The sequence below is a fragment of the Pseudomonas sp. UBA1879 genome, from assembly GCF_002338065.1.
Taxonomy (GTDB): domain Bacteria; phylum Pseudomonadota; class Gammaproteobacteria; order Pseudomonadales; family Pseudomonadaceae; genus Aquipseudomonas.
In genome coordinates this window covers 189980-213740 of the sequence record NZ_DDHJ01000010.1, presented here as the reverse complement: position 1 = coordinate 213740, position 23761 = coordinate 189980, and the positions used below count along the sequence as shown (strand labels likewise).

At 60.5% G+C, this 23761-nt stretch carries 16 protein-coding genes; 11 read left to right on the top strand and 5 right to left on the bottom strand.

Annotated elements, in window-relative coordinates; all coding sequences use genetic code 11:
* Window positions 1-487 precede the first annotated feature (487 nt).
* The 3 genes from B3N48_RS10190 (at window position 488) to leuD (ending at window position 4692) form a co-directional block, all read left to right on the top strand.
* The gene (locus B3N48_RS10190) at window positions 488-2101 is read left to right on the top strand and encodes an inorganic phosphate transporter (protein WP_296182900.1); all 1614 of its coding nucleotides are present in this window, start codon (window positions 488-490) and stop codon (window positions 2099-2101) included.
* Between the two features lie 559 nt (window positions 2102-2660).
* Window positions 2661-4082: a 3-isopropylmalate dehydratase large subunit gene (gene leuC / locus B3N48_RS10185; protein WP_296182898.1), complete on the top strand. Its 1422-nt coding sequence runs from the start codon at window positions 2661-2663 to the stop codon at window positions 4080-4082.
* 1 nt (window position 4083) lies between these two features.
* Complete coding sequence (gene leuD / locus B3N48_RS10180; RefSeq protein WP_296182895.1) at window positions 4084-4692, top strand: 3-isopropylmalate dehydratase small subunit; 609 nt, start codon at window positions 4084-4086, stop codon at window positions 4690-4692.
* A gap of 167 nt (window positions 4693-4859) precedes the next feature.
* On the opposite strand, the gene B3N48_RS10175 is transcribed toward leuD, so the two are convergent.
* A complete protein-coding gene (locus tag B3N48_RS10175) occupies window positions 4860-5774 on the bottom strand; it encodes a LysR substrate-binding domain-containing protein (protein ID WP_296182892.1) in 915 nt (304 codons plus the stop codon).
* 298 nt (window positions 5775-6072) lie between these two features.
* On the opposite strand from B3N48_RS10175, the gene ssuD reads away from it, so the two are divergent.
* Entirely contained in the window at window positions 6073-7209 is a 1137-nt protein-coding gene (gene ssuD, locus B3N48_RS10170; RefSeq protein ID WP_296182890.1) for an FMNH2-dependent alkanesulfonate monooxygenase, read from the top strand.
* A gap of 202 nt (window positions 7210-7411) precedes the next feature.
* On the top strand, window positions 7412-8515 hold the full coding sequence (locus tag B3N48_RS10165) for a sigma-54 interaction domain-containing protein (protein WP_296183065.1): 1104 nt from the start codon (window positions 7412-7414) through the stop codon (window positions 8513-8515).
* A gap of 116 nt (window positions 8516-8631) precedes the next feature.
* Here B3N48_RS10165 and B3N48_RS10160 read toward each other — a convergent pair whose 3' ends face one another.
* From B3N48_RS10160 to rlmM, 3 genes are all read right to left on the bottom strand, one after another.
* Window positions 8632-10053, bottom strand: coding sequence for an FAD/NAD(P)-binding protein (locus tag B3N48_RS10160; protein WP_296182888.1), 1422 nt, complete (start codon window positions 10051-10053; stop codon window positions 8632-8634).
* 338 nt (window positions 10054-10391) lie between these two features.
* Window positions 10392-10955, bottom strand: a complete 564-nt coding sequence (locus tag B3N48_RS10155) for a helix-turn-helix domain-containing protein (RefSeq protein ID WP_296182885.1) — start codon at window positions 10953-10955, stop codon at window positions 10392-10394.
* Between the two features lie 323 nt (window positions 10956-11278).
* Window positions 11279-12346 carry a 23S rRNA (cytidine(2498)-2'-O)-methyltransferase RlmM gene (gene rlmM, locus B3N48_RS10150; protein WP_296182883.1) on the bottom strand — a complete coding sequence of 356 codons (1068 nt, stop codon included), beginning with the start codon at window positions 12344-12346 and terminating at the stop codon, window positions 11279-11281.
* Window positions 12347-12585: 239 nt separating this feature from the next.
* On the opposite strand from rlmM, the gene acnA reads away from it, so the two are divergent.
* From acnA to B3N48_RS10120, 6 genes are all read left to right on the top strand, one after another.
* Complete coding sequence (gene acnA / locus B3N48_RS10145; RefSeq protein ID WP_296182879.1) at window positions 12586-15327, top strand: aconitate hydratase AcnA; 2742 nt, start codon at window positions 12586-12588, stop codon at window positions 15325-15327.
* A 407-nt stretch (window positions 15328-15734) separates the two neighbouring features.
* Window positions 15735-16526 (top strand): CPBP family intramembrane glutamic endopeptidase, encoded by a 792-nt coding sequence (locus B3N48_RS10140; protein WP_296182876.1) that lies wholly within the window; start codon window positions 15735-15737, stop codon window positions 16524-16526.
* 104 nt (window positions 16527-16630) lie between these two features.
* The gene (locus B3N48_RS10135) at window positions 16631-18196 is read left to right on the top strand and encodes a methyl-accepting chemotaxis protein (protein ID WP_296182873.1); all 1566 of its coding nucleotides are present in this window, start codon (window positions 16631-16633) and stop codon (window positions 18194-18196) included.
* Window positions 18197-18475: 279 nt separating this feature from the next.
* The gene (locus tag B3N48_RS10130) at window positions 18476-19144 is read left to right on the top strand and encodes a hypothetical protein (protein ID WP_296182872.1); all 669 of its coding nucleotides are present in this window, start codon (window positions 18476-18478) and stop codon (window positions 19142-19144) included.
* Between the two features lie 108 nt (window positions 19145-19252).
* A complete protein-coding gene (locus B3N48_RS10125; RefSeq protein WP_296182870.1) occupies window positions 19253-19921 on the top strand; it encodes a hypothetical protein in 669 nt (222 codons plus the stop codon).
* A gap of 425 nt (window positions 19922-20346) precedes the next feature.
* Window positions 20347-21006, top strand: a complete 660-nt coding sequence (locus B3N48_RS10120; RefSeq protein ID WP_296182869.1) for a hypothetical protein — start codon at window positions 20347-20349, stop codon at window positions 21004-21006.
* Window positions 21007-21137: 131 nt separating this feature from the next.
* On the opposite strand, the gene B3N48_RS10115 is transcribed toward B3N48_RS10120, so the two are convergent.
* A complete protein-coding gene (locus B3N48_RS10115; protein WP_414704222.1) occupies window positions 21138-23027 on the bottom strand; it encodes an autotransporter outer membrane beta-barrel domain-containing protein in 1890 nt (629 codons plus the stop codon).
* Window positions 23028-23761 lie beyond the last annotated feature (734 nt).

Here is a 23761-nt window from a genome sequence, read left to right as displayed (position 1 = left end):
GCTCGACGCTGAACCGGTAGGAGCAGCCGGAGGCACGACGGCAGCGAAGACGGTGTGTCAAACATCACTTCACCGACTGAACCGACGCCATCGCTGCCGTCGTCCCTCCGGCGTCTCCCACAGGATCGGCGGCGTGCCGACATTCAAGACTCGGCGCTGAACCGGTAGGAGCAGCCGGAGGCACGACGGCCGCGAAGACGGTGTGTCAAATATCACTTCACCGACTGACCCGACGCCGTCGCCGCGGCCGTGTCTCCAGCATTTCCTACAGCGCTTCAGCATGCGTACACCGATGCAAGACCAACGGCCTCTGCCCACCATCCAGACGCTTCCAGCGATTTCGCAGCGCCCTATCGCTAACGGACTTTTTTTCAGCACCACCCGTCCCTTACCGCCCCAAATCCGCCATATCCCTGACCTGCGTCGCATCTCTGTCACATTTTGAAATGATCATGGGCGTTATCCCATCTCAACAGGATTGTGAATCATGGCGACCCCTACATTGGCTCAAGGCTCCTTGAAAGGCGCAGGGCTGAGTTCTCAGTTCGCGCGCAAGCCCAGCATGCTGACGATGGTGATCTTTTTCGTCGTACTCGGCCTGGGCCTGTTGTACACCGCGTTCAGTCTGAAGTCGGACATGGACGATCTGGGCACGGTGGTGACGACCTGGACCCCGTTCATCCTCCTTGGTGTCGCGCTGGTGATCGCGCTGGGTTTCGAGTTCGTCAACGGTTTCCACGACACCGCCAACGCCGTGGCCACGGTGATCTACACCCACTCCCTGCCGCCGAACGTCGCGGTGCTCTGGTCGGGGGCGTTCAACTTTCTCGGCGTGCTGTTTTCCAGCGGTGCGGTCGCGTTCGGGATCATCGCCCTGCTGCCGGTGGAGCTGATCCTGCAAGTCGGCTCGTCTGCCGGTTACGCGATGATCTTCGCCCTGCTGATCGCCGCCATTCTCTGGAACCTCGGCACGTGGTGGCTGGGCCTGCCAGCGTCTTCGTCGCACACCCTGATCGGCTCGATCATCGGCGTTGGCGTCGCCAACGCGCTGATGCATGGCCGCGATGGCACCAGCGGTGTGGACTGGTCGCAAGCTACCAAAATCGGTTATTCGCTGCTGCTCTCGCCGCTGGTGGGGTTCACCTGCGCGGCGCTGCTGCTGATGGCGCTGCGCATGTTCGTGAAGAACCGCGCGCTGTACAAAGCCCCGGAAGGCAGCGCCCCGCCGCCGATCTGGATTCGCGGCCTGCTGATCCTGACCTGCACCGGCGTGTCCTTCGCCCACGGCTCCAACGACGGCCAGAAAGGCATGGGCCTGATCATGCTGATTCTGGTCGGCACCCTGCCGATGGCCTACGCGTTGAACCGCGCGATGCCTGCCGATCAGTCAGTGCAGTTCGCCGCGGTGGCGCAAGTCACCCAACAGGCGCTGACCAAAGCCGTACCGCTGCCTGCTCCTGCGGACTCTCGCCAGACCCTGTCCACGTTCATTCGCGACAAACAGCCGACGCCGGAGCTGGTGCCCGCATTGGCCGTGATGGCCGGCAAGATCGGCGATCAGGTGGCGAGCTACGGTTCGCTGTCGAAAGTTCCGGCCGAGGCCACCGCCAACGTGCGTAACGACATGTACCTGACCTCCGAGGCCATTCGTTTGATGGACAAGGCCAAGGTCGGCCATTTCGACGCCGACACCCAAGGCAAGGTGGACCTGTTCAAGCAGCAGATCGACACCGCCACCCGCTTCATCCCGTTATGGGTGAAGATCGCAGTCGCCATCGCGCTAGGGCTGGGCACCATGGTCGGTTGGAAACGCATCGTCGTGACCGTTGGCGAAAAAATCGGCAAGACCCACATGACCTACGCCCAAGGCGCGTCGGCAGAGGTCGTGGCCATGGTCACCATTGGCGCGGCGGACATGTACGGCCTGCCGGTCTCGACCACTCACGTACTGTCCTCCGGCGTGGCGGGCAGCATGGTTGCCAACGGCTCCGGACTGCAAATGCGCACCTTGCGTAACCTGGCGATGGCCTGGGTCCTGACCCTGCCCGCGGCGATTCTGCTTTCCGGCGGGTTGTACTGGTTCTTCACCCAGATTTTCTGAGGTTCAAACGCTTCACGTGCTCTCCTTCATAGGCGCTTCGGCGCCTGTTTTTGCCTTGCCTCCTCTTCGCTCGCGACGTTTTTACACACTCTGGGACGAAAGCGGTGGGTCCTTGTCATCCGCATCGACGGGCACGCCCTCTTCGCCAGCAGCCCGGCTCCACGAATACGACGTCGATGCAGATTTCATGACCTATGCATGACCCTTGTGGGAGCCGGCTCGCTGGCGAATGCAGTGGATCAAACGCTGATGTGTTGAATGATCCGCCACATTCGCCAGCAAGCCGGCCCACGAATACGACGTCATGCAGATTCCATGACCTATGCATGACCCTTGTGGGAGCCGGCTCGCTGGCGAATGCGGTTTGCCAGCGAGCATAGACTCTCCCCCAGGTCAGGTGGTGATACGCCTACCCTGTACAGATTCAGCTGCCACGCATCCCATCAAACACGATCCATGTCCCATGCCCTCACCCTTCAGCCATTGATGCCCCTCTCCGCCTGCCTAAGATGGCGACGACAGCCTGTCTGGCCGTGATCCCTTCCAAGCGAGCCTTTCCATGACGCAAGCAAGAACGCTGTACGACAAACACATCGACTCGCACACCGTGTGCGCGCTCGACGACCAGGGCCATGTGCTGCTGTACATCGACCGCCAGGTGATCAACGAATACACCAGCCCGCAGGCATTCAGTGGCCTGCGCGAGGCCGGGCGTGACGTGTGGCGCCCGGAAACCGCGCTGGCGGTGGTCGATCACGTCAACCCCACCGCGCCGCAGCGGGTGGCCGCCATGGCCGATCCGGGGGGTGCGTTGCAGGTCTCATACCTGGCCGACAACTGCGAGAAATTCGGCATCGAGCTGTTCGACGTCCTTGACCAACGGCAAGGCATCGAACACGTAATCGCCCCCGAGCAGGGCTTCATCTTGCCGGGCATGGTGATCGCCGCAGGAGACAGCCACACCACCACCTACGGCGCGCTGGGGGCGTTCGGCTTCGGCATCGGTACCTCGGAGATCGAACACCTGCTGGCCTCGCAAACGCTGGTCTACAAGCGCCTGAAAACCATGCGCGTCATCGTCGAGGGCGAGCTCGCCAGCGGGTTGACGTCTAAAGACCTGATCATGGCGCTGATCGGCAAAATCGGCGCGTCGGGCGCCACCGGCTATGCCATCGAATTCACCGGCTCGACCATCGCGGCCTTGAGCGTCGAGGCGCGCATGACCATCTGCAACATGGCCGTCGAAGCCGGGGCGCGGGGCGCGTTCATGGCGCCGGACGAGAAGGTCTTCGCCTACCTCAAAGACAAACCCCGTGCGCCGAAGGGCAAGCTGTGGGAGCAGGCTGTCGCCAAATGGAAAAACTTGCACAGCGACCCGGACGCCGTCTTTGATCGGGACGTCCAGCTCGATACCCGCGACCTGCAACCCATGGTCACCTGGGGCACCAGCCCGGATCAGGCCGCCTCGATCAACGGCAGCGTCCCCGATCCAGAAAGCATCGGCGACCCGATCCTGCGCCAGGACATGCGACGCGCCCTGACCTACATGGGCCTGAAACCCGGCATGCCATTAAGCGATATTGTCATCAGCCACGCCTTCATCGGCTCCTGCACCAATGCCCGAATTGAAGACCTGCGTGACGCGGCCAGGGTCGTGCGGGGCAAACAGGTGGCTGAGCACGTGCGCGCGATGATCGTCCCCGGCTCCACTGCTGTGCGCGATCAGGCCGAGGCCGAGGGGCTGGCGGCGATTTTTCGTGACGCCGGATTCGAATGGCGGCAATCGGGCTGCTCGATGTGCCTGGCGATGAACGACGACGTCCTTGCCCCCGGCGACCGCTGCGCGTCCAGCACCAACCGCAATTTCGAAGGCCGTCAGGGCGCGGGCGCACGCACCCACCTGATGAGCCCGGCCATGGTGGCCGCCGCCGCCATCACCGGTCACCTGACCGACGTTCGCAGCCTGCAAGGGAGTGTCTGAGATGCAGCCGTTTATTCAAGTCACCGGCAAGGCCGCGCCGATGCTGGCCGCCAACACCGACACCGACGTGATCATGCCCAAGCAGTTTCTCAAAGGCATCGACCGCGCCGGGCTGGATCGCGGGCTGTTCTTCGACCTGCGCTTTCTGCCGTCGGGCGAGCCGAGCCCAGACTTCATCCTCAATCAGACGGGCTGGCAAGGCGCGAAATTCCTTGTCACCGGGCCGAACTTCGGCTGTGGGTCGAGTCGAGAACACGCCGTCTGGGGCCTCAAGCAAATGGGCATCCGGGCGCTGATCGGCAGCAGTTTCGCAGGGATTTTCTACGACAACTGCCAACGTAACGGCGTGCTGACCATCGTGTTGGACGAAGCGCAGGTTCAGGCGTTGGGCAGAGTCATCAGCCAGGCCGACAGCGCGCACATCGAAGTAGATTTGCCTGCGCAGGAAATTCGTCTGCAAGACGGGCACGTCATACCGTTCAAAATCGATGAGCTGAGGAAGAACGCCCTGCTTCTAGGGCTGGATGCCATTGGCAGCACCTTGCAGAAACGGGAGCAGATTCTCGCGTTTCAGCAAAAGCACCTGGCGGAGAATCCGTGGCTCTCGTGACCGTGACGTAGTGCTTACGACACGCTCACCAACTGTAGGAGCCGGCTTGCTGGCGAATGCGTCCTGACAGACATTGATGCGTTAAATGACACACCGCATTCGCCAGCAAGCCGGCTCCCACGCGCTGCGGCCAGAAGCAGTCCGGCATCGCTGCAAAAGGGGTTTTTCTACAACGACAGCCCCTGAAAATGCGCCTGCAGAAACTCGACGCATACCCGCAATTTCCCCGAATTGGCCAGCCGCGTCGGGTACACCGCCCACACATTGGCGCTTTCCGTGTACGCAGGCAGCACCTGCACCAGCCGCCCTTGCTGCAGAAAGGGTTTGACGTCCCACAGCGAACGCTGCAACACACCGCGCCCGTCCAGCGCCCATTGCAAGGCGATCTCGCCACTGTTGGAGGATAGCGGCCCGCTGACCCGCACGGTCTGCCGCACGCCGTCACGCTCCACATGCCAAATGCCGAATGCATTGTCCCGTTCTTTGATCACTAGGCAGTCGTGCTGCTCCAGATCCGTCAACTGCTGAGGCATGCCTCGGCGCGCGAGGTAATCCGGGGCCGCGCACAGCACGCGCCGGTTGCTCACCAACTGGCGGCCGATGTGCTGACCCGGAATGTCGTCACCGACACGAATCTCCAGATCGAAGCCTTCGCTGACGATATCGACGACCCGGTCGAACAGATCCAGGCGCACCTCGAGGTCGGGATACGCTTCGGCAAACTTCGAGATCGCCGGAGCGACGTGATTGCGGCCAAAGCCGAACGAGCTGCACACGTGCAACTTGCCCCGTGGGGCCGAATGGGCGTCGGACAATTCGTCATGTAGCCGCTGGAAATCTTCAAGAATCCGCACCGCCCAACGCTGCACGCGCTCGCCGTCCTCGGTCAGCGCGACTTTGCGGCTGGTGCGGTGCAACAGGCGAGTGGCCAGGGTCGATTCAAGAATCTGGATACGTTTGCTGACGTACGCAGGCGACAGTCCGAGTTCATCGGCGGCCGCAGCGAAACCGGCCTTGCGGACCACAGTGAGGAACACCCGGAGGTCTTCGGGCAACGGCGCCACTTCTTTTTTTGAGGTCATGCGGCTTCTTTGGTCAGGCTTGGTTTATGACCTGTGGGAGCCGGCTTGCTGGCGAATGCGGTAGGTCAGTCGACGCATCCATCGCTGACACACCGCATTCGCCAGCAAGCCGGCTCCCACAGATGAAATCGCGCACAACAATAACACTGCCGCTCACCGTTGGTTTCAAAATGTAAAACCCCGCATATCTCTTTACGTTCTAAAAGTATGGGATTCCGTTCTTTTACGGAATAAATCGCAACCTCTATAACTAGCGCACTTATTCCAAAAGCCACCGATTCCGCTCGAAGGATTTCTCATGGATGTTTTCTGGTTTCTACCGACCCACGGCGACGGCCATTTTCTGGGGACCACCAAGGGCGCGCGCCCGGTCACGCTCAATTATTTGAAGCAGGTGGCCCAGGCCGCTGACGACCTCGGCTACCACGGTGTGTTGATCCCGACCGGCCGCTCCTGTGAAGACTCCTGGGTGATCGCCTCGGCGTTGGTGCCGCTGACTGAACGCTTGCGTTATCTGGTGGCGATCCGTCCCGGCATCATTTCTCCGACCGTGTCCGCGCGCATGGCCGCGACCCTGGATCGCCTTTCCGGCGGACGTCTGTTGATCAACGTGGTGACCGGTGGCGACCCTGACGAAAACCGGGGTGACGGCAGTTTCCTCGATCACAGCGAACGCTATGAAGTCACCGACGAATTCCTGAAAATCTGGCGCCGCGTGCTGCAAGGCGAAGCCGTCGACTTCGAAGGCAAACACCTGAAAGTGCAGAACGCCAAGGCCTTGTACCCGCCGATCCAGAAGCCCTACCCGCCGCTGTATTTCGGGGGCTCTTCCGAAGCGGCTCACGAACTGGCTGCCGAGCAAGTGGACGTGTACCTGACCTGGGGTGAGCCCCCTGCCGCTGTCGCCGGAAAACTGGCCGACATCCGCGAACGCGCCGCGCGCAACGGCCGCACCGTGAAGTTCGGTATTCGTCTGCATGTGATCGTGCGCGAAACCAGCGAAGAAGCCTGGAAAGCCGCCAACACCCTGATCGAACACATCAGCGACGAGACCATCGCCGCTGCGCAGAAATCCTTCGCCCGCTTCGACTCCGAAGGCCAGCGCCGCATGGCGGCGCTGCACGACGGTCGCCGCGACAACCTGGAAATTGCCCCCAATCTGTGGGCCGGCGTCGGCCTGGTGCGTGGCGGTGCGGGCACCGCGCTGGTGGGCAATCCCGAGGAGGTCGCAGCGCGGATCAAGGAATACGCAGATTTGGGCATTGAGAGCTTCATTTTCTCCGGCTACCCGCATCTGGAAGAAGCATATCGCTTCGCCGAGCTGGTGTTCCCGCTGCTGCCCGAGCCGTACCGCAGCCTGGCGGGACGCGGCATCACCAACCTGACCGGCCCGTTCGGCGAGATGATCGCCAACGATTTGCCACCGCAGAAGTAACCCGTTCACCGCATGACCTGTGGGAGACGCCGGAGGTTACGACGGCAGCGACTGCGTCGGGTCAGGGTTGGATGTATCGCCTGACACACCGCTTTCGCGGCCGTCGTAACCTCCGGCTGCTCCCACAAGGTATTAGGCGGCATTCGTACACGGAGTTCCCCGCATGACCGCCAGCGTTCCGTTTCAACCACAAGTGATCCCCATGCAGCTACTGACCTTACCGCCCTCCCCGGCCCTGGCGACGTCCATTCGCGCCACCGCGCAGGTGTTCGAAGACCCGAAATCCCAGGCGCTTCTGGCCCACGTCCAACAGGTCGCACCGAGCGACGCCAGCGTGCTGATCGTGGGCGAAACCGGCACCGGCAAGGAGCTGGTCGCCCGTCACATTCATAATCTGAGCGACCGCCGCCACCAGCCCTTCGTGGCCGTCAACTGCGGGGCATTCTCTGAGTCCCTGGTCGAGGCCGAGTTGTTCGGTCACGAAAAAGGCGCCTTCACTGGCGCCCTGACCGCCAAGGCCGGCTGGTTCGAAGAGGCCAACGGCGGGACGTTGTTCCTCGACGAAATCGGCGACCTGCCGATGGCCATTCAAGTCAAGCTGCTGCGCGTGTTGCAGGAACGCGAAGTGGTGCGCCTGGGCTCGCGCAAAAGCACGCCGATCAACGTCCGGGTGCTCGCGGCGACCAACGTTCAGCTGGAACGCGCGATCAACGCCGGGCACTTTCGCGAAGACCTGTTTTATCGCTTGAATGTGGTCAATCTGGAGCTCAGCACCTTGCGTGAACGCCCCGGCGACATCATGCCGCTGACCCGTCATTTCATCGAGGTGTACAGCCATCGTCTGGGCTGCGGCCCGATCCAGATCAGCGGCGAGGCCGAACACAAGCTGCGCACCTACAGCTGGCCGGGCAACATCCGCGAGCTGGAAAACGTCATTCATCACACCCTGCTGATCTGCCGCAACGGCGTGATTCAGGCCAGCGACCTGCGCCTGTCGAACCTGCGCCTGGAACGTCAGGACGATTCAGCGCCCGTTGTCGACGATTCCACCGACGCACTGCTGGCGCGGGCGTTTCAGAAGTTGTTCGAAGAGCAGGCCGGCGCCTTGCACGAGAAAGTCGAAGACGCGCTGTTGCGCGCGGCCTACCGCTTCAGCCACTACAACCAGGTGCATACCGCGCAGCTGCTGGGGCTCAGTCGCAATGTGATCCGCGCACGGCTGATCAAGATCGGCGAACTGGCCGTGAACAAGCGACGGCCGGGCGAGCAGGTGCAGGGTGACCGAATGGTGCAGCTGTCGGTGTGATCCCTAAAGGCGCCCCACCGATCTGCTGCTGCCCAAGGCATAGGCGCGTCGCCTGCCCGCGATCTGCCGCGAGGCGCCAGCAAAACCAGACGCCTCGGGTGTGTGCAGGCATACGCTCAGGTGTCGGACACGCTGACCAACCTTGCCGCCAACGCCTTCGCCTGTAACGCCACATCCGTCACCGCCGTGCTCTCCCACCACATCCCCCGCAACGGCGGGCCCATGGCGAACAGTCGCGACGAGACGCGCCCCTCAGCATCCAGCACTGCGCCGCCGGCATCGGCCGCAATCCCCAGCGCCAGCGGCCCCGGCTGGATCAGCCCTCGTGACAGCAACTGTCGAGGCAGGGGTCGGTCCACGCGCCGCCAGTCATATTGAATGCCGGTCGAATTGATCAGCGCCGCACCTTGCACTTCGGTCGGCTGAGCCTCTCCGCGATACCGGACGCTGATGCGCACCTGGCCTGCCTGACGGTCCTGCACCTCCAGCAACGAGGCCGCGTGAATGTTCAAGCGGCCTTCTTTCAGCAGCCGGTCCAGCAAGGCTGCGCTTGGCGGTGGCGAACGGTGGTGATGGCTTTCCCACCAGGGCCGGACATGGCGTACGAACTGACGTCGCTGCACGTCAGTCGCCTGGCTCCATAAACGTGGGATATGCACCCGAACCGTATCCAGCGGCGCCTGCCAGTCGATGCCCCGAGCGATGGCCTGCTCGCATTGTTCCCGCAACGCCCGGACCAGTTGCCGAGTGCTGCGCAGGCCAGGATCGGCGCCGAGGAAATCCGGCCAGGTGGGAGGCTGACGGCGCACGTGAGGCAGCAAGCCGTGACGGGAAAACACATCGATGGGGCCGCGATGGCCAGCTTGGTCCAGCGACCCCACGGCATCGACCATGGTCAGCCCGGAGCCAATGATCAACACCCGGCCGTCAGGGTCGAGATGACGCATCGCGGCGACATCCCAAGGGTCCACGGCAGCGGCATTCAACGCATTGGAATCGGTTTGCGGCGTGCGGGCGGCGGCGAACATACCCGTCGCCAGAACCGCGAAGCGGCCGTTCAGTTCATTGCCGTCAGCCAACGTCAGGCGAATGCCGGATGCCACGGATTGCAGATCCGCGGCCTCACCCCGCACATGCGCGAGACTCGAACCGTGCTGCGCGCCAACCGCCTGAGCCTCAGCCAGACGCTGCTGAACATACAGCCCGAAAATGCCCCGCGGAGGAAACAGCTCGGCCAGCGGCACAGCCTGTTGGTCGGATTCTGGCCAGCCGCCCGCAGCGATGAACTCGCCCAACCAGCGCGTCAGGTCATCGGCGGCGTCCGGGTCAACGCTCATGCGCGCGGCATTGCCGTTAAGGGTGTGTCCCAACTCCGTGGCGCTGTAAGCCTCGCCGCGCCCCAGCTCACTGCGGGACTCGACGATTACGATCCGCCGCTGCCCTGGCAAACGCAGCAACTGCACCGCCAGCATCGTGCCGCTAAGTCCGCCGCCCACAATCAGAATGTCGGCGTCAGGTCGATTGTCATGTGAAGTCATTGTGCTTGCCTTATCTTCGCCACAGTGGCGCGCCCGCCCGATTATCGCGAGCCTGCGGATGGATTCAAACAGAACGTTGGCGTAGCCCGTTCCGGTACGAAGGATGCAAGGCACGGCGCGTGCCGCGGTATCAGAGTTTTAATGATCGGAAAACGAGCAAGCTGTTGAACGGGTGTTCCTGCTGAAGCAGTTCGAATGCGAGACCAGCCCTGTGAGCTTGCTCACGAAGACCGATTCGGAGCGTAAGAAAATGTGGCGGATGCAATGGCCTGTTCGTCAGCACGCTCACTCCCACAGGTGATCAGCGTTCAGATGAGAAAACCGTCGATGGCTGCTGCCTACGACACCACGTTTCTCACGAATCGCACCGTGACGTCCCCGTCATTGCGGTAAGCATGAGGCCGGTCGCTGGCAAACATGAAAAACTGTCCCGCCGCCACGTGGTGCGTGTCTTCCGGCAAGGCGACGGTCAGGCGACCTTCGATGACATACACCTGTTCGCTCCACCCTGCCGGATCGGGCTCGGAGGCGTACGCTTCGCCGGGCGCCAATGAGAACTCCCACAACTCCACACCATGCCGCGCCGAGGCCTTGGCCAGCAGCACCGCTTTGCTGCCGGGCAGCTCGCCCGCCCACGCCACTTCATTGATGCGGCTCGGATCGCGCCCGTCAGGCGCTTGAATCAGATCACTGAACGCCACGTCCAGCGCCTCCGCGACCCGATCAAGGGTGGCCAGACTGACATTCCTTTCCCCCGCCTCGATCGCCACCAGCATGCGTCGACTGACGCCGGACTTCTCCGCCAGCGCTGTCTGGCTTAATGCCGCCCCATGCCGCAAACGTCGAACGTTAAGGCTGACGTGCTGCAACACCGACGCGCGGTGCGAATGTTCCTTGTCCACGGAATCGCTCTCCCTCACTGGGCTTGGTGGGCAATGTACTGCTCATCGCCAGGTGCTACAAACCTTGGCCGAGTCTGACGCACTGGCGTGGCAGACCTGCTGCCGCTGCGCGCCAGATCGTCCGGTGGCGCCCGAAGCAAGCAACCCGCCCGCGCACGGCCTTCGGCCAGAATCAAAAGGGCAGATCCCGCACAGGTTCGCGTCTGCCCGAAGGGCGTAGGCGCGCGCTTGCCCGCGATAGCGTCCGATCAGTCGAGAACGGGATGCCCGGATGTACACCATCGCGGGCAGGCGCGCGCCTACCTATAGGTCATTGAGCGCCGTCACGCCTTACGTTTCCCATCCAGCCGCCGTAAATGACACGTCACCTCTTCCCGGTCGTGATACAGCTGTTTGCATCCAATCGACACCTTCACGCCCCGCGCGTTGAACCCCTCTTCGATGCGCGCCAGCAGCCGCTTCACCTCGGCATAGCGCTGTTTCATTGGCAGCTTCAGGTTGACCACCGCCTCCCGACACAACCCTTCGCCCAACCAGGTTTCCAGCAACGCGGCATTTCTCGCAGGTTTCTCGACGATGTCGCACACCATCCAGTCCACCGTCTGATGCGGTTTGTAGGTGAAACCGTCGGCCATCAGGTGCTGCACCAAACCGGTGTCCATCAGGCTTTCGGCCATCGGGCCGTTGTCGATGGCTGTGACCAGCATGCCGCGTTTCACCAGTTGGTACGTCCAGCCACCGGGCGCGGCGCCGAGGTCGACGCCGGTCATGTCGCCAGACAACCGCTCGTCCCATTGATCGCGAGGGATGAAGTGATGCCAGGCCTCTTCCAGCTTCAGCGTCGAACGGCTCGGTGCCTCGCGGGGGAATTTCAAGCGCGGGATGCCCATCGGCCACATCGCTGAATTATCAGCATCGGCCAAGCCCAAAAACACCTCACGACCGCTTTTGAAGGTCAACAGCAAACGCGGCAGGCTCGGGTTGTCCACCAGCTTGCCCGCCTTCTCCAACGCCTTGCGCAACGGGCCTTCGAACTTGCGGCAGAAGGTCGACAGCTCCTTGCCATCGTTGGTGTCCACCACTTCCAGCCACAGACTGCCGCAGGTCGTAAACTCGGCCATGTGCTGAAGAATGACGCTGATGCGGTCGGTTTCCGGCAGCTCGACGAATACCCCACGCGCCCACTGCCGAGGGAAGATTAGGTCGATGAAGCGCACACCGTGCATCAAGCGTTCCGCGCCATCCGGTTCGGTGCAAATGAACTCGGCGCAGGCCGCATTGGGCTTGGCCTTGGCATAACCGGACACGCCCAGCAGCGCGGCATGATCGCTGATTTCCGAGCAGACCTCGCCCTCGAAGCCCGGACGGCAATGCATGAAAAGGGTGTTCACGGCATTCTCCATGACGCGCCGGACAAAAGGCCCACGCGTCCTATACTTGAGGCAATTTCACCTCAGTGACTCGAAAGCCGCGCATGATAGCGGAATCAGGAACCACTGGCCCACGCCAAAGGTCCAGTACTACTCAACGACCGTTTAAAGCCGCCCCCAGAGCGCCCAGACAGACCGTCTTACCGTTTATGCGAGATACACCCGTCCGATCCGTGCGGACCCCGTCAAGGAGTTAGTTCATGCCCTCCCTCGATAGCCTGAAAAGCCTCAAGACACTCGACGTCGGCAACAAGACCTACCACTACTTCAGCCTGCCCGACGCCGCCAAAACCCTTGGCGACCTCGATCAACTGCCCATGTCGCTCAAGGTGCTGCTGGAAAACCTGCTGCGCTGGGAAGACAACAAGACGGTCACCGGCGAAGACCTGAAATCCCTCGCTGCCTGGCTGAAGGACCGCAAATCCGACCGCGAGATTCAATACCGCCCCGCTCGCGTACTGATGCAAGACTTCACCGGCGTGCCCGCCGTGGTCGACCTGGCGGCCATGCGCGCCGCTGTGGCCAAGGCCGGTGGCGATCCCCAGCGCATCAATCCGCTGTCCCCGGTGGACCTGGTCATCGACCACTCGGTGATGGTGGACAAGTTCGGCGATCAGCAAGCGTTCAGCGAAAACGTCGACATCGAAATGGAACGCAACGGCGAGCGCTATGCCTTCCTGCGCTGGGGTCAGAGCGCGTTCGATAACTTCAGCGTCGTGCCACCGGGCACCGGCATCTGCCACCAGGTCAACCTCGAATACCTGGGCCGCACGGTGTGGACCAAGGAAGAAGACGGCCGTACTTACGCCTTCCCGGATACGCTGGTCGGTACCGATTCCCACACCACCATGATCAACGGCCTCGGTGTTTTGGGCTGGGGCGTGGGCGGAATCGAAGCTGAGGCGGCGATGCTGGGCCAGCCCGTGTCGATGCTCATCCCCGAAGTGATCGGCTTCAAACTCACCGGCAAGCTGAAGGAAGGCATCACTGCCACCGACCTGGTGCTGACTGTCACCCAGATGCTGCGCAAGAAAGGCGTGGTGGGAAAATTCGTCGAATTCTACGGCGACGGCCTGGCCGACCTGCCCTTGGCGGACCGCGCCACCATCGCCAACATGGCCCCGGAATATGGCGCCACCTGCGGCTTCTTCCCGGTGGACGAGGTGACTTTGCAATACCTGCGCCTGTCGGGCCGTCCGGATGACACGGTGCAGTTGGTCGAGGCCTACGCCAAAGCCCAAGACCTGTGGCGCCTGCCCGGCAAAGAGCCGGTATTCACCGACGCACTGGAGCTGGACATGGGGTCGGTGGTCGCCAGCCTCGCAGGGCCGAAACGGCCGCAGGATCGCGTCGCATTGCCCGATGTGTCGCAAGCGTTCGACGATTTTCTCGGCCTGGCGCTCAAGCCCAGCAAACACGATGAAAGCCGTCTGGAAAGTGAGGGCGGCGGTGGCGTGGCCGTGGGCAACGCTGAGCAAGTGGGCGAAGCCGAGTATGAATATGAAGGCAATCGCTATCGCCTGAAGAACGGCGCGGTGGTGATCGCGGCGATCACCTCCTGCACCAATACCTCGAACCCGAGCGTCATGATGGCGGCAGGCCTGCTGGCGAAAAAGGCCGTGGAGAAAGGCTTGCAACGCAAACCATGGGTGAAGAGCTCGCTGGCGCCCGGCTCGAAAGTCGTGACCGACTACTATAAGGCCGCCGGGCTGACCGAATACCTCGACGCGCTCGGATTCGATCTGGTGGGCTACGGCTGCACCACCTGTATCGGCAACTCGGGTCCCCTGCGCGATCCGATCGAAAAGGCCATTCAGCAATCGGACTTGACCGTGGCGTCGGTGCTGTCGGGCAACCGCAACTTCGAAGGCCGCGTGCATCCGCTGGTGAAAACCAACTGGTTGGCCTCGCCGCCGTTGGTGGTCGCCTATGCCTTGGCTGGCACCGTGCGCGTGGACCTCAGCAGCGAACCGTTGGGCGAAGGCAAAGACGGTCAGCCCGTGTATCTGCGTGACATCTGGCCGACTCAGCAGGAAATCGCCGACGCCGTGCTGAACGTCAGCACGGGCATGTTCCACAAGGAATATGCCGAAGTGTTCGCTGGCGACGCGCAATGGCAGGCCATTGAAGTGCCGCAGGCGGCGACTTACGTGTGGCAGGACGACTCGACTTACATTCAGCACCCACCCTTCTTCGACGACGTGGCGGGGCCATTGCCGGTGATCGCGGACGTGCAAAAGGCCCGCGTGCTGGCAATTCTTGGCGACTCGGTGACCACCGACCACATTTCCCCGGCCGGCAACATCAAGGCGGACAGCCCCGCTGGCCGCTATTTGCGCAGCAAGGGCGTGGAGCCGAAAGACTTCAACTCCTACGGCTCCCGTCGCGGCAATCACGAAGTCATGATGCGCGGCACCTTCGCCAATATTCGCATCCGCAACGAAATGCTCGGCAATCAGGAAGGCGGCTACACCCTGCACGTGCCCACCGATGAGAAGCTGCCGATTTATGATGCGGCCATGCGCTATCAGGAGGAAGGTACGCCGTTGGTGGTCATCGCCGGTCAGGAGTACGGCACCGGATCCAGCCGTGACTGGGCTGCCAAAGGCACCAACCTGCTGGGTGTTAAAGCGGTGATCGCCGAGAGCTTCGAACGCATCCACCGCTCCAACCTGGTGGGCATGGGCGTGCTGCCGTTGCAGTTCAAGAACGGCCAGAGCCGCAAGACGCTGGAACTGACCGGGAAGGAAGTCCTCAACATCACCGGTCTCACCGGCGCCACCCTGCAACCGGGCATGAGCCTGACCTTGCAGATCACCCGGGAAAACAGCCAGCAGGAAAACGTCGACGTCCTGTGTCGGATCGATACCCTGAACGAAGTGGAATACTTCAAGGCCGGGGGGATTCTGCACTACGTGCTGCGGCAGTTGATTGCGTCGTAACGCTTCATCGCAAGGCGCTTGCCCGAGACCGCGGGCAAGCGCACTGCGCGGTTCTTCCAGACACACCGCGAACTCATGATTTGCTGCCGCTGTGCGCAACACCGCTGCCGTCGTGCCTGCGGCGTCTCCTGCAGTATTCGCGGCATGCCGGCATTCATGAACGACGCTGTCTGCGCCGCTCGCACAATGTTCGTCGACACACCCTGTAGGAGACGCCGGAGGCACGACGGCAGCGATCTGGCGCGCAGCGGCAGCAAAATCTCACGCCTGGGTTAACCCTGACACCCCACGCTGTCCGCCACTGCCCAACCGGTCTCACCGACAACACTTTCAGCCCTTTCCCACAAGCACCCCCGTTTAAACAACGCTAAAATCGCCGTCCTTATCCCACACTCAAGGACGACCCTATGCCGGTGCTGCGCTGGACCGCGCTCATGCTGCTGACCTTCGGCTACGCCGTGGCGTGGGTGTATGGGCAACTAGGCTTGCCGGTCGTGGTGACGTTTGGCCTGTTGATCATGGCCGGTATCTGCGTCGTCCATTTCCGACACTGGGCCGTGCGCGGGTTCGGTCACGGGCTATTTATCGCATTGGCCGCCGGGCTCGCCATTCACTGGCTCCCCGGTTTCTTCAGCGCAAGGGTCATCGCCGCTGTACGCTTCACCCCCGAAGCCGCGCCCTTTTCGATGTACCTCAATCTCGACAAACCCCTGATCGGTTTCTGGATCATCTTGGCCTGCCCATGGGTATTTAGGGCGTTCAACCTGCGTCGTTCGCTGACCACCATCTGTTTCACCCTGCCGCTTACCCTCCTTGTTTGCCTGTCTGCTGCGGTAGCGATGGGGCTGGTAGGCTGGAGCCCGAAATGGCCCGAGCAAGGGGGCCTCTGGGCGCTGAACAACCTGCTGCTGGTGAGCCTTACCGAAGAGCTGATTTTCCGGGGCTACCTACAGGGTGGCCTGTCCCGCCTGTTCGCGCGAGTGCCCTACGCCCAACCCCTTTGCCTGCTCATCGCTTCCCTACTGTTCGGTCTGATGCACCTCGGCGCGGGCTGGCAGTGGATGGTGCTCGCAGGCATGGCGGGCGTGGGCTACGGCATCGCCTACCGATATGGCGGACTGCCGGCAGCGGTGATCACCCATTTCGGGCTCAACCTCGTGCATTTCAGCCTGTTCACCTACCCCATGTTCGGCCACTGAACCCTGATATTCAGCAAGGCGGCCCATGACGCAGTTCACAAAAAGCTTAATTTCTCGCTAACCGGGCCGATAACTCGTCAAAGCCTTCCTGGATAGAACAGCTTATGCGCAATAACCAGCCCATCACCCAACGCGAACGGACCTTCCCGGCACAACAACGGTTGATTTCGACCACGGATGCTCGCGGCGTGATCACCTACTTCAATGACGCCTTCGTCGAGATCAGCGGTTTTACCCACGACGAATTGCTCAAGGCCCCGCACAACACCGTGCGCCACCCTGACGTGCCGTCTGCCGTGTTCGAACACATGTGGAGCACCCTCAAACAGGGACTGCCGTGGATGGGCATCGTCAAGAACCGCTGCAAGAACGGCGACCATTACTGGGTCAACGCTTACGTAACGCCGATCTTCGAAGGCAAGCAGGTGGTGGGCTTCGAGTCAGTGCGGGTCAAGCCCACCGCTGAGCAGATCCGCCGCGCCGAAGCCCTTTACGTGCGTCTTAATAACGGCAAATCCGCCGTGCCGAGCCGCGACACCTGGCTGCCGGTATTGCAGGACTGGCTGCCATTCATTCTGGTCAGCCAATTGAGCTTCCTGATCGGCGTCTGGCTCAACTCGTACTGGGGCTTTGCGCTCGCTGCTGCACTGTCTGTGCCGCTGGGTCTGCTGGGCCTGAGCTGGCAGCAACGCGGCATCAAACGCCTGTTGCGCCTGGCAGACCAGACCACATCCGACCCGCTGATCGCCCAGATGTACACCGACAGCCGTGGCGCTCAGGCCCGTCTGGAAATGTCCATCCTCAGCCAGGAAGCGCGCCTGAAAACCTGTCTCACCCGTTTGCAGGACACCGCCGAGCATCTGAATGCCCAGGCGCGGCAGTCCGACAGCCTGGCCCAATCCAGTTCCAATGGGCTGGAACGCCAGCGCGTGGAGACTGAACAGGTCGCGACCGCCATCAACCAGATGGCCTCGACCACTCAAGAAGTCGCCAGCCACGTTCAACGCACCGCTGACGCCACCCAGCAGGCCAACGAATTGACCCGTCGCGGTCGCACCATCGCCAGCGAGACCCGCGAGGCCATTCAGCGCCTTTCGGCGTCAGTAGGTGAAACCGGCCTGACCGTCACGCAACTGGCCAAGGACAGCGATGAAATCGGCGGCGTGGTCGACGTCATCAAAGGCATCGCTGACCAAACCAACCTGCTGGCGCTCAACGCCGCCATCGAAGCTGCCCGCGCAGGCGAGATGGGCCGTGGCTTCGCGGTTGTGGCCGACGAGGTTCGCCAACTGGCGCAACGCACCACCGAATCTACCGGCCAGATCCACTCCCTGATTGCAAAATTGCAGGCCACCGCCAGCAACGCCGTACAGACCATGGACACCGGTCGCCGTCAGGCGGAAGAAGGCGTCGAACAGGTGATGGAAGCCGACAAGGCCTTGGTGGGCATCAGCGACGCCGTGGCCAACATCACCGACATGACCACGCAGATTGCCGCCGCGACCGAGGAACAAAGCTCCGTTGCCGAAGAGGTCAGCCGCAACATCAGCACCATCGCCCAACTGGCCGACCAGACTTCCGACGAAGCCCGCCGCTCGGCCGACCTCAGCGCCGATTTGACCCATACGGCGCTCAGCCAATACTCATTGGTAGAACGTTTCAACCGCTGACATTTAATTCGAAAGCACACAGCCCCGGCAGCGACCCTGCCGGGGCTTTTTATTGGACGGTGAAAAAGTAGGACGTTTCCCAAGTTGCGGACCAAGTGCTGTTTTTCGAAGCGGGAGCGAAATGCAGGGTTGACACAAAGTCTGGATCGCTATTAGTTGAAGTTCAGATCGCGATATATATGTAACGCCACAAGGGCGGTTATCGTTGATCTAGGCCAGTTAATAGGAAGGCATCCGTTTGCGATTGAACGTGAAAGAATGTGCTTCAAGGAGGATGTTATGAATGACATGAATGTCAAAGCGCCGATTCCACTTCCGCCTGCCGTTGTACCCGTTGCTTTTGAAGATGGGTTGTTAAAGGTAGCTGACTTGGATGCTCCCATTGCCGTAGAAGTTGAAGTGTGGCCTGCTGCCGAGACGGGATATACCGTGAGATTGCATCTGGATAACGAGCCCGTTACGAACGAACGCGTCATTACCGACGATGACAAGCCTGGCAATATGCTCACATTGCATCTAGCCGAGAGCCTGCTACTGCATGACGGCACATACAACCTTCAGTACCGTATTTACAGCCCCTTCGCAGACCTGGAAGACTTCTCGCCCGAAGTCGCGCTTAAGGTAGACCGCACCCCACCGGGCGGTGCACTCCTCGGTCCCGTGCTCTTCGCCGAACGCGAACTCAATAGCAACACCCTCGCCTTCATCCCCGGCTACGCCGGCATCGAAACGGGCGACCTCATTCGCACCCTGTGCAACGGAGTCGCCGGCCCCACCCACACCGTGCAGGCCGACGAACTCACCCTGCGGCCTATCGAAATCGTCTTCGAAAAAGCCTTCCTGCAAAGCCTGGGGGCTGACTACGTGAACATCGATTACACAGTGACCGACCGAGCCGGCAATGAATCGATCCGATCGTTGCCCAAGACGCTCGCGCTGGTCTCGTAACACCCTCCGGCGAATCCACGGCCGGACAAAAATCAACACGATCACCCGATCAAACAGACACACGTTCCGCAAGAGAACGCGGACGACTGTGCCTTATGGAGAAATGCCATGAACGACATGAATGTCAGAGAACCGATCCCGCTCCCGCCTGCTGTAGTGCCAGCAGCGTATGAAGATGGACTGTTGAAAACCGCCGACTTGAATGCGCCCATTGCCGTACAGGTGAAAGTCTGGGCTGGCGCCATAACTGGCTACACTGTACGACTGGACTTGGATGGTGTCCCTGTGACCGATGAACGCGTCCTTACGGACGGCGACAAAGTCGGCGATACCATTACCCTTCATCTGTCTGAAACACACTTGGTGAACGAGGGTTTACATGCCCTTGAGTACCGAATCTGTAATCCGCTCACCGGGGACGAAGTGTTCTCACCCTCGATCCCTCTGATCGTCGACCGAACCCCTCCCGGCGCCCCTGTTCTCGCCCCGCTGTTCTTCGCCGAGGGCTCGGTGGACGGTAACGCCACAGCCATCCTGCCCGGGTACTCGGGCATGGACACGGGCGACGTCGTCCAGACGCTGTGCAACGGCGTTCCTGGCCCGATGCACATCGTGCAGCCTGACGAACTCACTGTTCGCCCGATTGAAATCGTCTTCCAACAGGATTTCCTTTTGAGCCTGGGCGCCGACACCGTGGCGATTGACTACGTCGTGGTCGACCGCGCAGGGAATGAGTCCATGAGATCCCTGCCCATGACGATTTCACTAACTTCGTAACAGCATATTTTCGATATGCATTTGAGTCATTGAGCGGCAATCCGCCATGCATTTGCGTGGAGGATTGCCCGCCATTACGGAAAATTCAAAGATTAGGAAATATTTTTTCAGCGCTTATTTCCTGTTTGCCTACAGCCATCAAGGACTCGTGGAAGTGGGCAAGCACATCCCATGCAGCGGCATGCAATATATATGTACTTACACAGTGGACAAAATCAGCAAAACATCCGGGAACGCATAAATCCGATAGGGTTTCAACCCGTACAAATGACCCAACCCCTACCGTCAAACCTCTACAGCTCGCTTAATTGACATCAAGGCTTTACAACTTGAACATATGCCGCCGGGACATTATGCCCCACCGCGTTATCCCTATCGCTTAGTTGTTTTACATGCTCAATTTCCATTTAATCCGAGGAGTTTCAATGGAAGACGATATGGACGTTCCATCGTCCAACCCTACGCCCGACAACGCCCCAAACAAAAAAGAGATGTCCGCAGAAGATCAAATGGCGAATGCTGACGAACGCTTTGATCAATCGAGTTTCAATCTGGATTCGATACCGCACTACGAAGACTTACGCGCCATTCAACCGCCTGGCGCCACGTCGAAGGATATCGTCGCGTTCTACAGTGAGCACCTTGAACACGTATTGGGTTTTTCTTGGGAGGTCAATGAAGAAGCGAGAAAAACAGCCCCTACCCTGCCTGCACCGACATTGAGCGGAAGCCAGCACGGCGAGGTCTCGACGGAGCAACTCGCCCGAGGCGTGTGCCTCGCTATTCCTCGCTGTTCAAAGATCTGGGCTGACGATCAGCTCAAGGTGCGTTGGGGCAGAAGCATGTTCTACACCGCCGTCCCTCGTTGTGAAGACCGCAAAGGACCGCGGGTGATTATGTTCGTTGCCGCTGAAGGGGTACCGAACGACCGGACCGGCCTGATCGACATTCACTACGAAGTGGTCCGGCGCAAGCGTCTGATTGGTGTGTCGGAAACCCTCACGATCAACGTGCGCGACGATGGGAAAAACGCGCCCGGGAGTTCATATGGCCGTCCGACCCGACGGGGCAGACTGGACGTGTAAAAACAATCGGGCATAACGGTGATCGGCACCCGCCGGATGTCGGCCTGTCAGTTCGAGTAACGAAGAAAAGCCCCGGCGGCATCAATGCCGTCGGGGCTTTGGCAGCGTCTTGATCGCTAAAACATCAATTATCAGAACGCCAGGCGCAGCCCCAGATTAGCCCCCCATGGCTGCTCGACATGCTCGCCCTTCATGTAATCGAAGTCAGCATGCACATGCAGACGTTTGGACAGCGACACCGACACGCCGGCACCCAGCTCGGCCCGGGAGCCGAACAGATCATTGTCGAAACGCTGATCGTTGACGCTGACATCATTGCTACGGGAGAACTCATGCGCACCTGCGACTCGTACGTAAGGTTGCACCACCCCGCCATCCTTGAGGGTGAACTGCCGGCCCAGCGTGGCCCCCACTTTGCCCACAATCGATTGCGTCTCACGGGTCTTGGCTTTCAGGCCATTATCCAGTGTGTAGCTATCGCCGCCGATCCACACACTCGACAGCTGCGCGAAGGGCTCTACGAAATAATCGTCGGACAGCTTGATGTGTTTGCCGAACTCCACCGACCCACCGACCGCCAAGTTGCTGTAATCGCCCTTGGCCTTCTCGCCATCGCTCATCGCCACCTTCGACGCATTGTGGAATTTGTTCACCTTGACCACGCCGTCGAGGTAATAACCCTCGTCCGACAGCCACGTGCCGTAAGCACCGACATAGTAGCTGTCGACCTCGCCCGAGGTGCCTCGGCCCATGTCCAGATCAGACTGGCTATAGCCCCCCATCAGGCCCACCAACAACTGCCCGTCGCTGACCGACACAGGCCCGTCTGCACCGAACGACAGCCCGTGTTGCCGCTGCTGATAGCTCAGCCCCGTATCCAGCGACGCTTTGAAACGGCTGCCATACGTACGAATCCAGCCGCCCCCCTGCTCCTGGCCGCGCACTTCACCCATACGGCCACGCAATGTGCTCAACTCACTGTTCCAGATCGTCGGCCCGACGTTGAACAGCGCCAACACGCTCTCCGTCGAAGGACTGATAGTCTTGCCGGAACCGATGATGAACCAGTCGTTGCCTTGTTGTTCCAGTGCGTAGGAGTAAGCACCGATGTCAGCACGTGCCCCTCGCAGCCGGAACTGCGCGTCCCCTCCTTCGGTGTGCACCACTCGCAATGCCTCGAAATCCGACGGCACCGCCTCTTCGCCGGTATTGCGAACGTTGAGCAGGTGATTGCCGCTGGCCTGGCCTTTGACATTCAACAAGTCGCTCGCCCCATTGGCGGGATCGATGCGCATGTCAAACCGGCCTCGACCCGACAAGTGACCGAGGGTGAGTGTATGAAAGCCATCCCCCGAAAACCCGACACTGCCACCGTCGATGGTCAAGGACTTGATCGAATTGTCTCCCGGGAGCTGCCAGTGACCGCTGGAATCGATGATCACGGCATTACCGTTTACGATGTTGCCATTCAGACGAGCGTGGTTTCGCAGTGCGACGTTCATCGTGCTGGTGTCGTCGGCGACGAAGTTTCCGGTGAGGGCACTGTCGTTGACCTCTACGTTGGCGGTGCTTTCTTCTTTCACATTGATGAGACGGCCATTGCCCGCTTCCAGGGTGGAATGATTGGCGATAAGAATGGTAGCCGTTGTTTTGTCTCTGCCGAGCTCAGGACTTTCCATCACTTCAATCGCTGATCCGGCACGGGCCGTGACTGTTGAATGGTTAACGGTGAGTACGTTTTTTTCTGTATAGAAGCCCTTTGTACCGTTGAATATTCGGACACCATTCTCATCGCCGATCACATGGCTGGCGTCAGCCAGACGGACGGTGCCGCCAGCCTGCGATATCCCCCCGTGCTGCCCATGTGCATCAGGCATCACACCTTCAATGGTCGATTGCACGACATTAAGCTCTCCATTCGGCGAAACAAGTACGCCGAAGCCCACACCTTGGACACGACTGTTCCAAACGTTGGCAATTGACGAAGCTGATGGGTTGTGTTGATTCGCATGTAGCACCATACCTGCCGTCTTTGGATTCGAGATACGAGCATTCCGGATGTGGGCTGACCCCACCTTCAGGCCAATGCCTTCAGTAACCGTGCCGCCATCGATGCTCAGTTCGGCGTTTATCACATCGACATAGTCTACGACTGCTCCGTTCTGAAGATCTAAAACGCCGGAGTTCTTCACCGAGTAGCTTGCAGGCGTTGCGGTATGATCCAACGTCAGGCGTACCCCATCCACCACTATCACTTCACGCATTTGACCGTTCACGTCAATCGTCTCTGTGCCCATGTCAGCTGAGGCATCTTCACGTGAAAAAGCCTCCTTTTCGCTTGCCCATATCAATGGGGAAAACATACTGATTGCCAGCGCAAGCACGCTTCGCTGGAACCGGTTTGAAGGCATATTTCCGATAGACACCCTGAGTCCTCCTATAAATGAGAGCTCAAGTTTGGGAATACATAGCGTCTTCTTCAGGAAATTAAAAAAATTTTCGAGTGGGACGTTTCCGAAATGGACGGGGAATTTTCCGACTCTGAAATCGGTTGAACTCCCATTTTTTAAGGCTTTCGTCAAAGAATTCTGCAGAGGTTGTCGTCGGGCCTTATTCAAACGTCCTACACGGATCAAAAAACTCCTACAGCGAGGAATTGGTACGACGTTGACCGCTGAATAATCATGCGTTTAAGTTATTTGCAGATCAGGGACACTGAATCTCTGGCACTGCTAATAGCGAATAATGCTGTGTT

Excerpts from the sequence above, each read along its gene's own strand:
- B3N48_RS10175 (WP_296182892.1), bottom strand. The coding sequence starts at position 5,774 with ATGACCTCAAAAAAAGAAGTGGCGCCGTTGCCCGAAGACCTCCGGGTG.
- acnA (WP_296182879.1), top strand. The coding sequence starts at position 12,586 with ATGCCCTCCCTCGATAGCCTGAAAAGCCTCAAGACACTCGACGTCGGC.
- B3N48_RS10120 (WP_296182869.1), top strand. The coding sequence starts at position 20,347 with ATGGAAGACGATATGGACGTTCCATCGTCCAACCCTACGCCCGACAAC.
- B3N48_RS10115 (WP_414704222.1), bottom strand. The coding sequence starts at position 23,027 with ATGGTGCTACATGCGAATCAACACAACCCATCAGCTTCGTCAATTGCC.
- leuC (WP_296182898.1), top strand. The coding sequence starts at position 2,661 with ATGACGCAAGCAAGAACGCTGTACGACAAACACATCGACTCGCACACC.
- B3N48_RS10135 (WP_296182873.1), top strand. The coding sequence starts at position 16,631 with ATGCGCAATAACCAGCCCATCACCCAACGCGAACGGACCTTCCCGGCA.
- B3N48_RS10125 (WP_296182870.1), top strand. The coding sequence starts at position 19,253 with ATGAACGACATGAATGTCAGAGAACCGATCCCGCTCCCGCCTGCTGTA.
- B3N48_RS10130 (WP_296182872.1), top strand. The coding sequence starts at position 18,476 with ATGAATGACATGAATGTCAAAGCGCCGATTCCACTTCCGCCTGCCGTT.
- B3N48_RS10190 (WP_296182900.1), top strand. The coding sequence starts at position 488 with ATGGCGACCCCTACATTGGCTCAAGGCTCCTTGAAAGGCGCAGGGCTG.
- B3N48_RS10140 (WP_296182876.1), top strand. The coding sequence starts at position 15,735 with ATGCCGGTGCTGCGCTGGACCGCGCTCATGCTGCTGACCTTCGGCTAC.
- B3N48_RS10160 (WP_296182888.1), bottom strand. The coding sequence starts at position 10,053 with ATGACTTCACATGACAATCGACCTGACGCCGACATTCTGATTGTGGGC.
- ssuD (WP_296182890.1), top strand. The coding sequence starts at position 6,073 with ATGGATGTTTTCTGGTTTCTACCGACCCACGGCGACGGCCATTTTCTG.
- B3N48_RS10165 (WP_296183065.1), top strand. The coding sequence starts at position 7,412 with ATGCAGCTACTGACCTTACCGCCCTCCCCGGCCCTGGCGACGTCCATT.
- leuD (WP_296182895.1), top strand. The coding sequence starts at position 4,084 with ATGCAGCCGTTTATTCAAGTCACCGGCAAGGCCGCGCCGATGCTGGCC.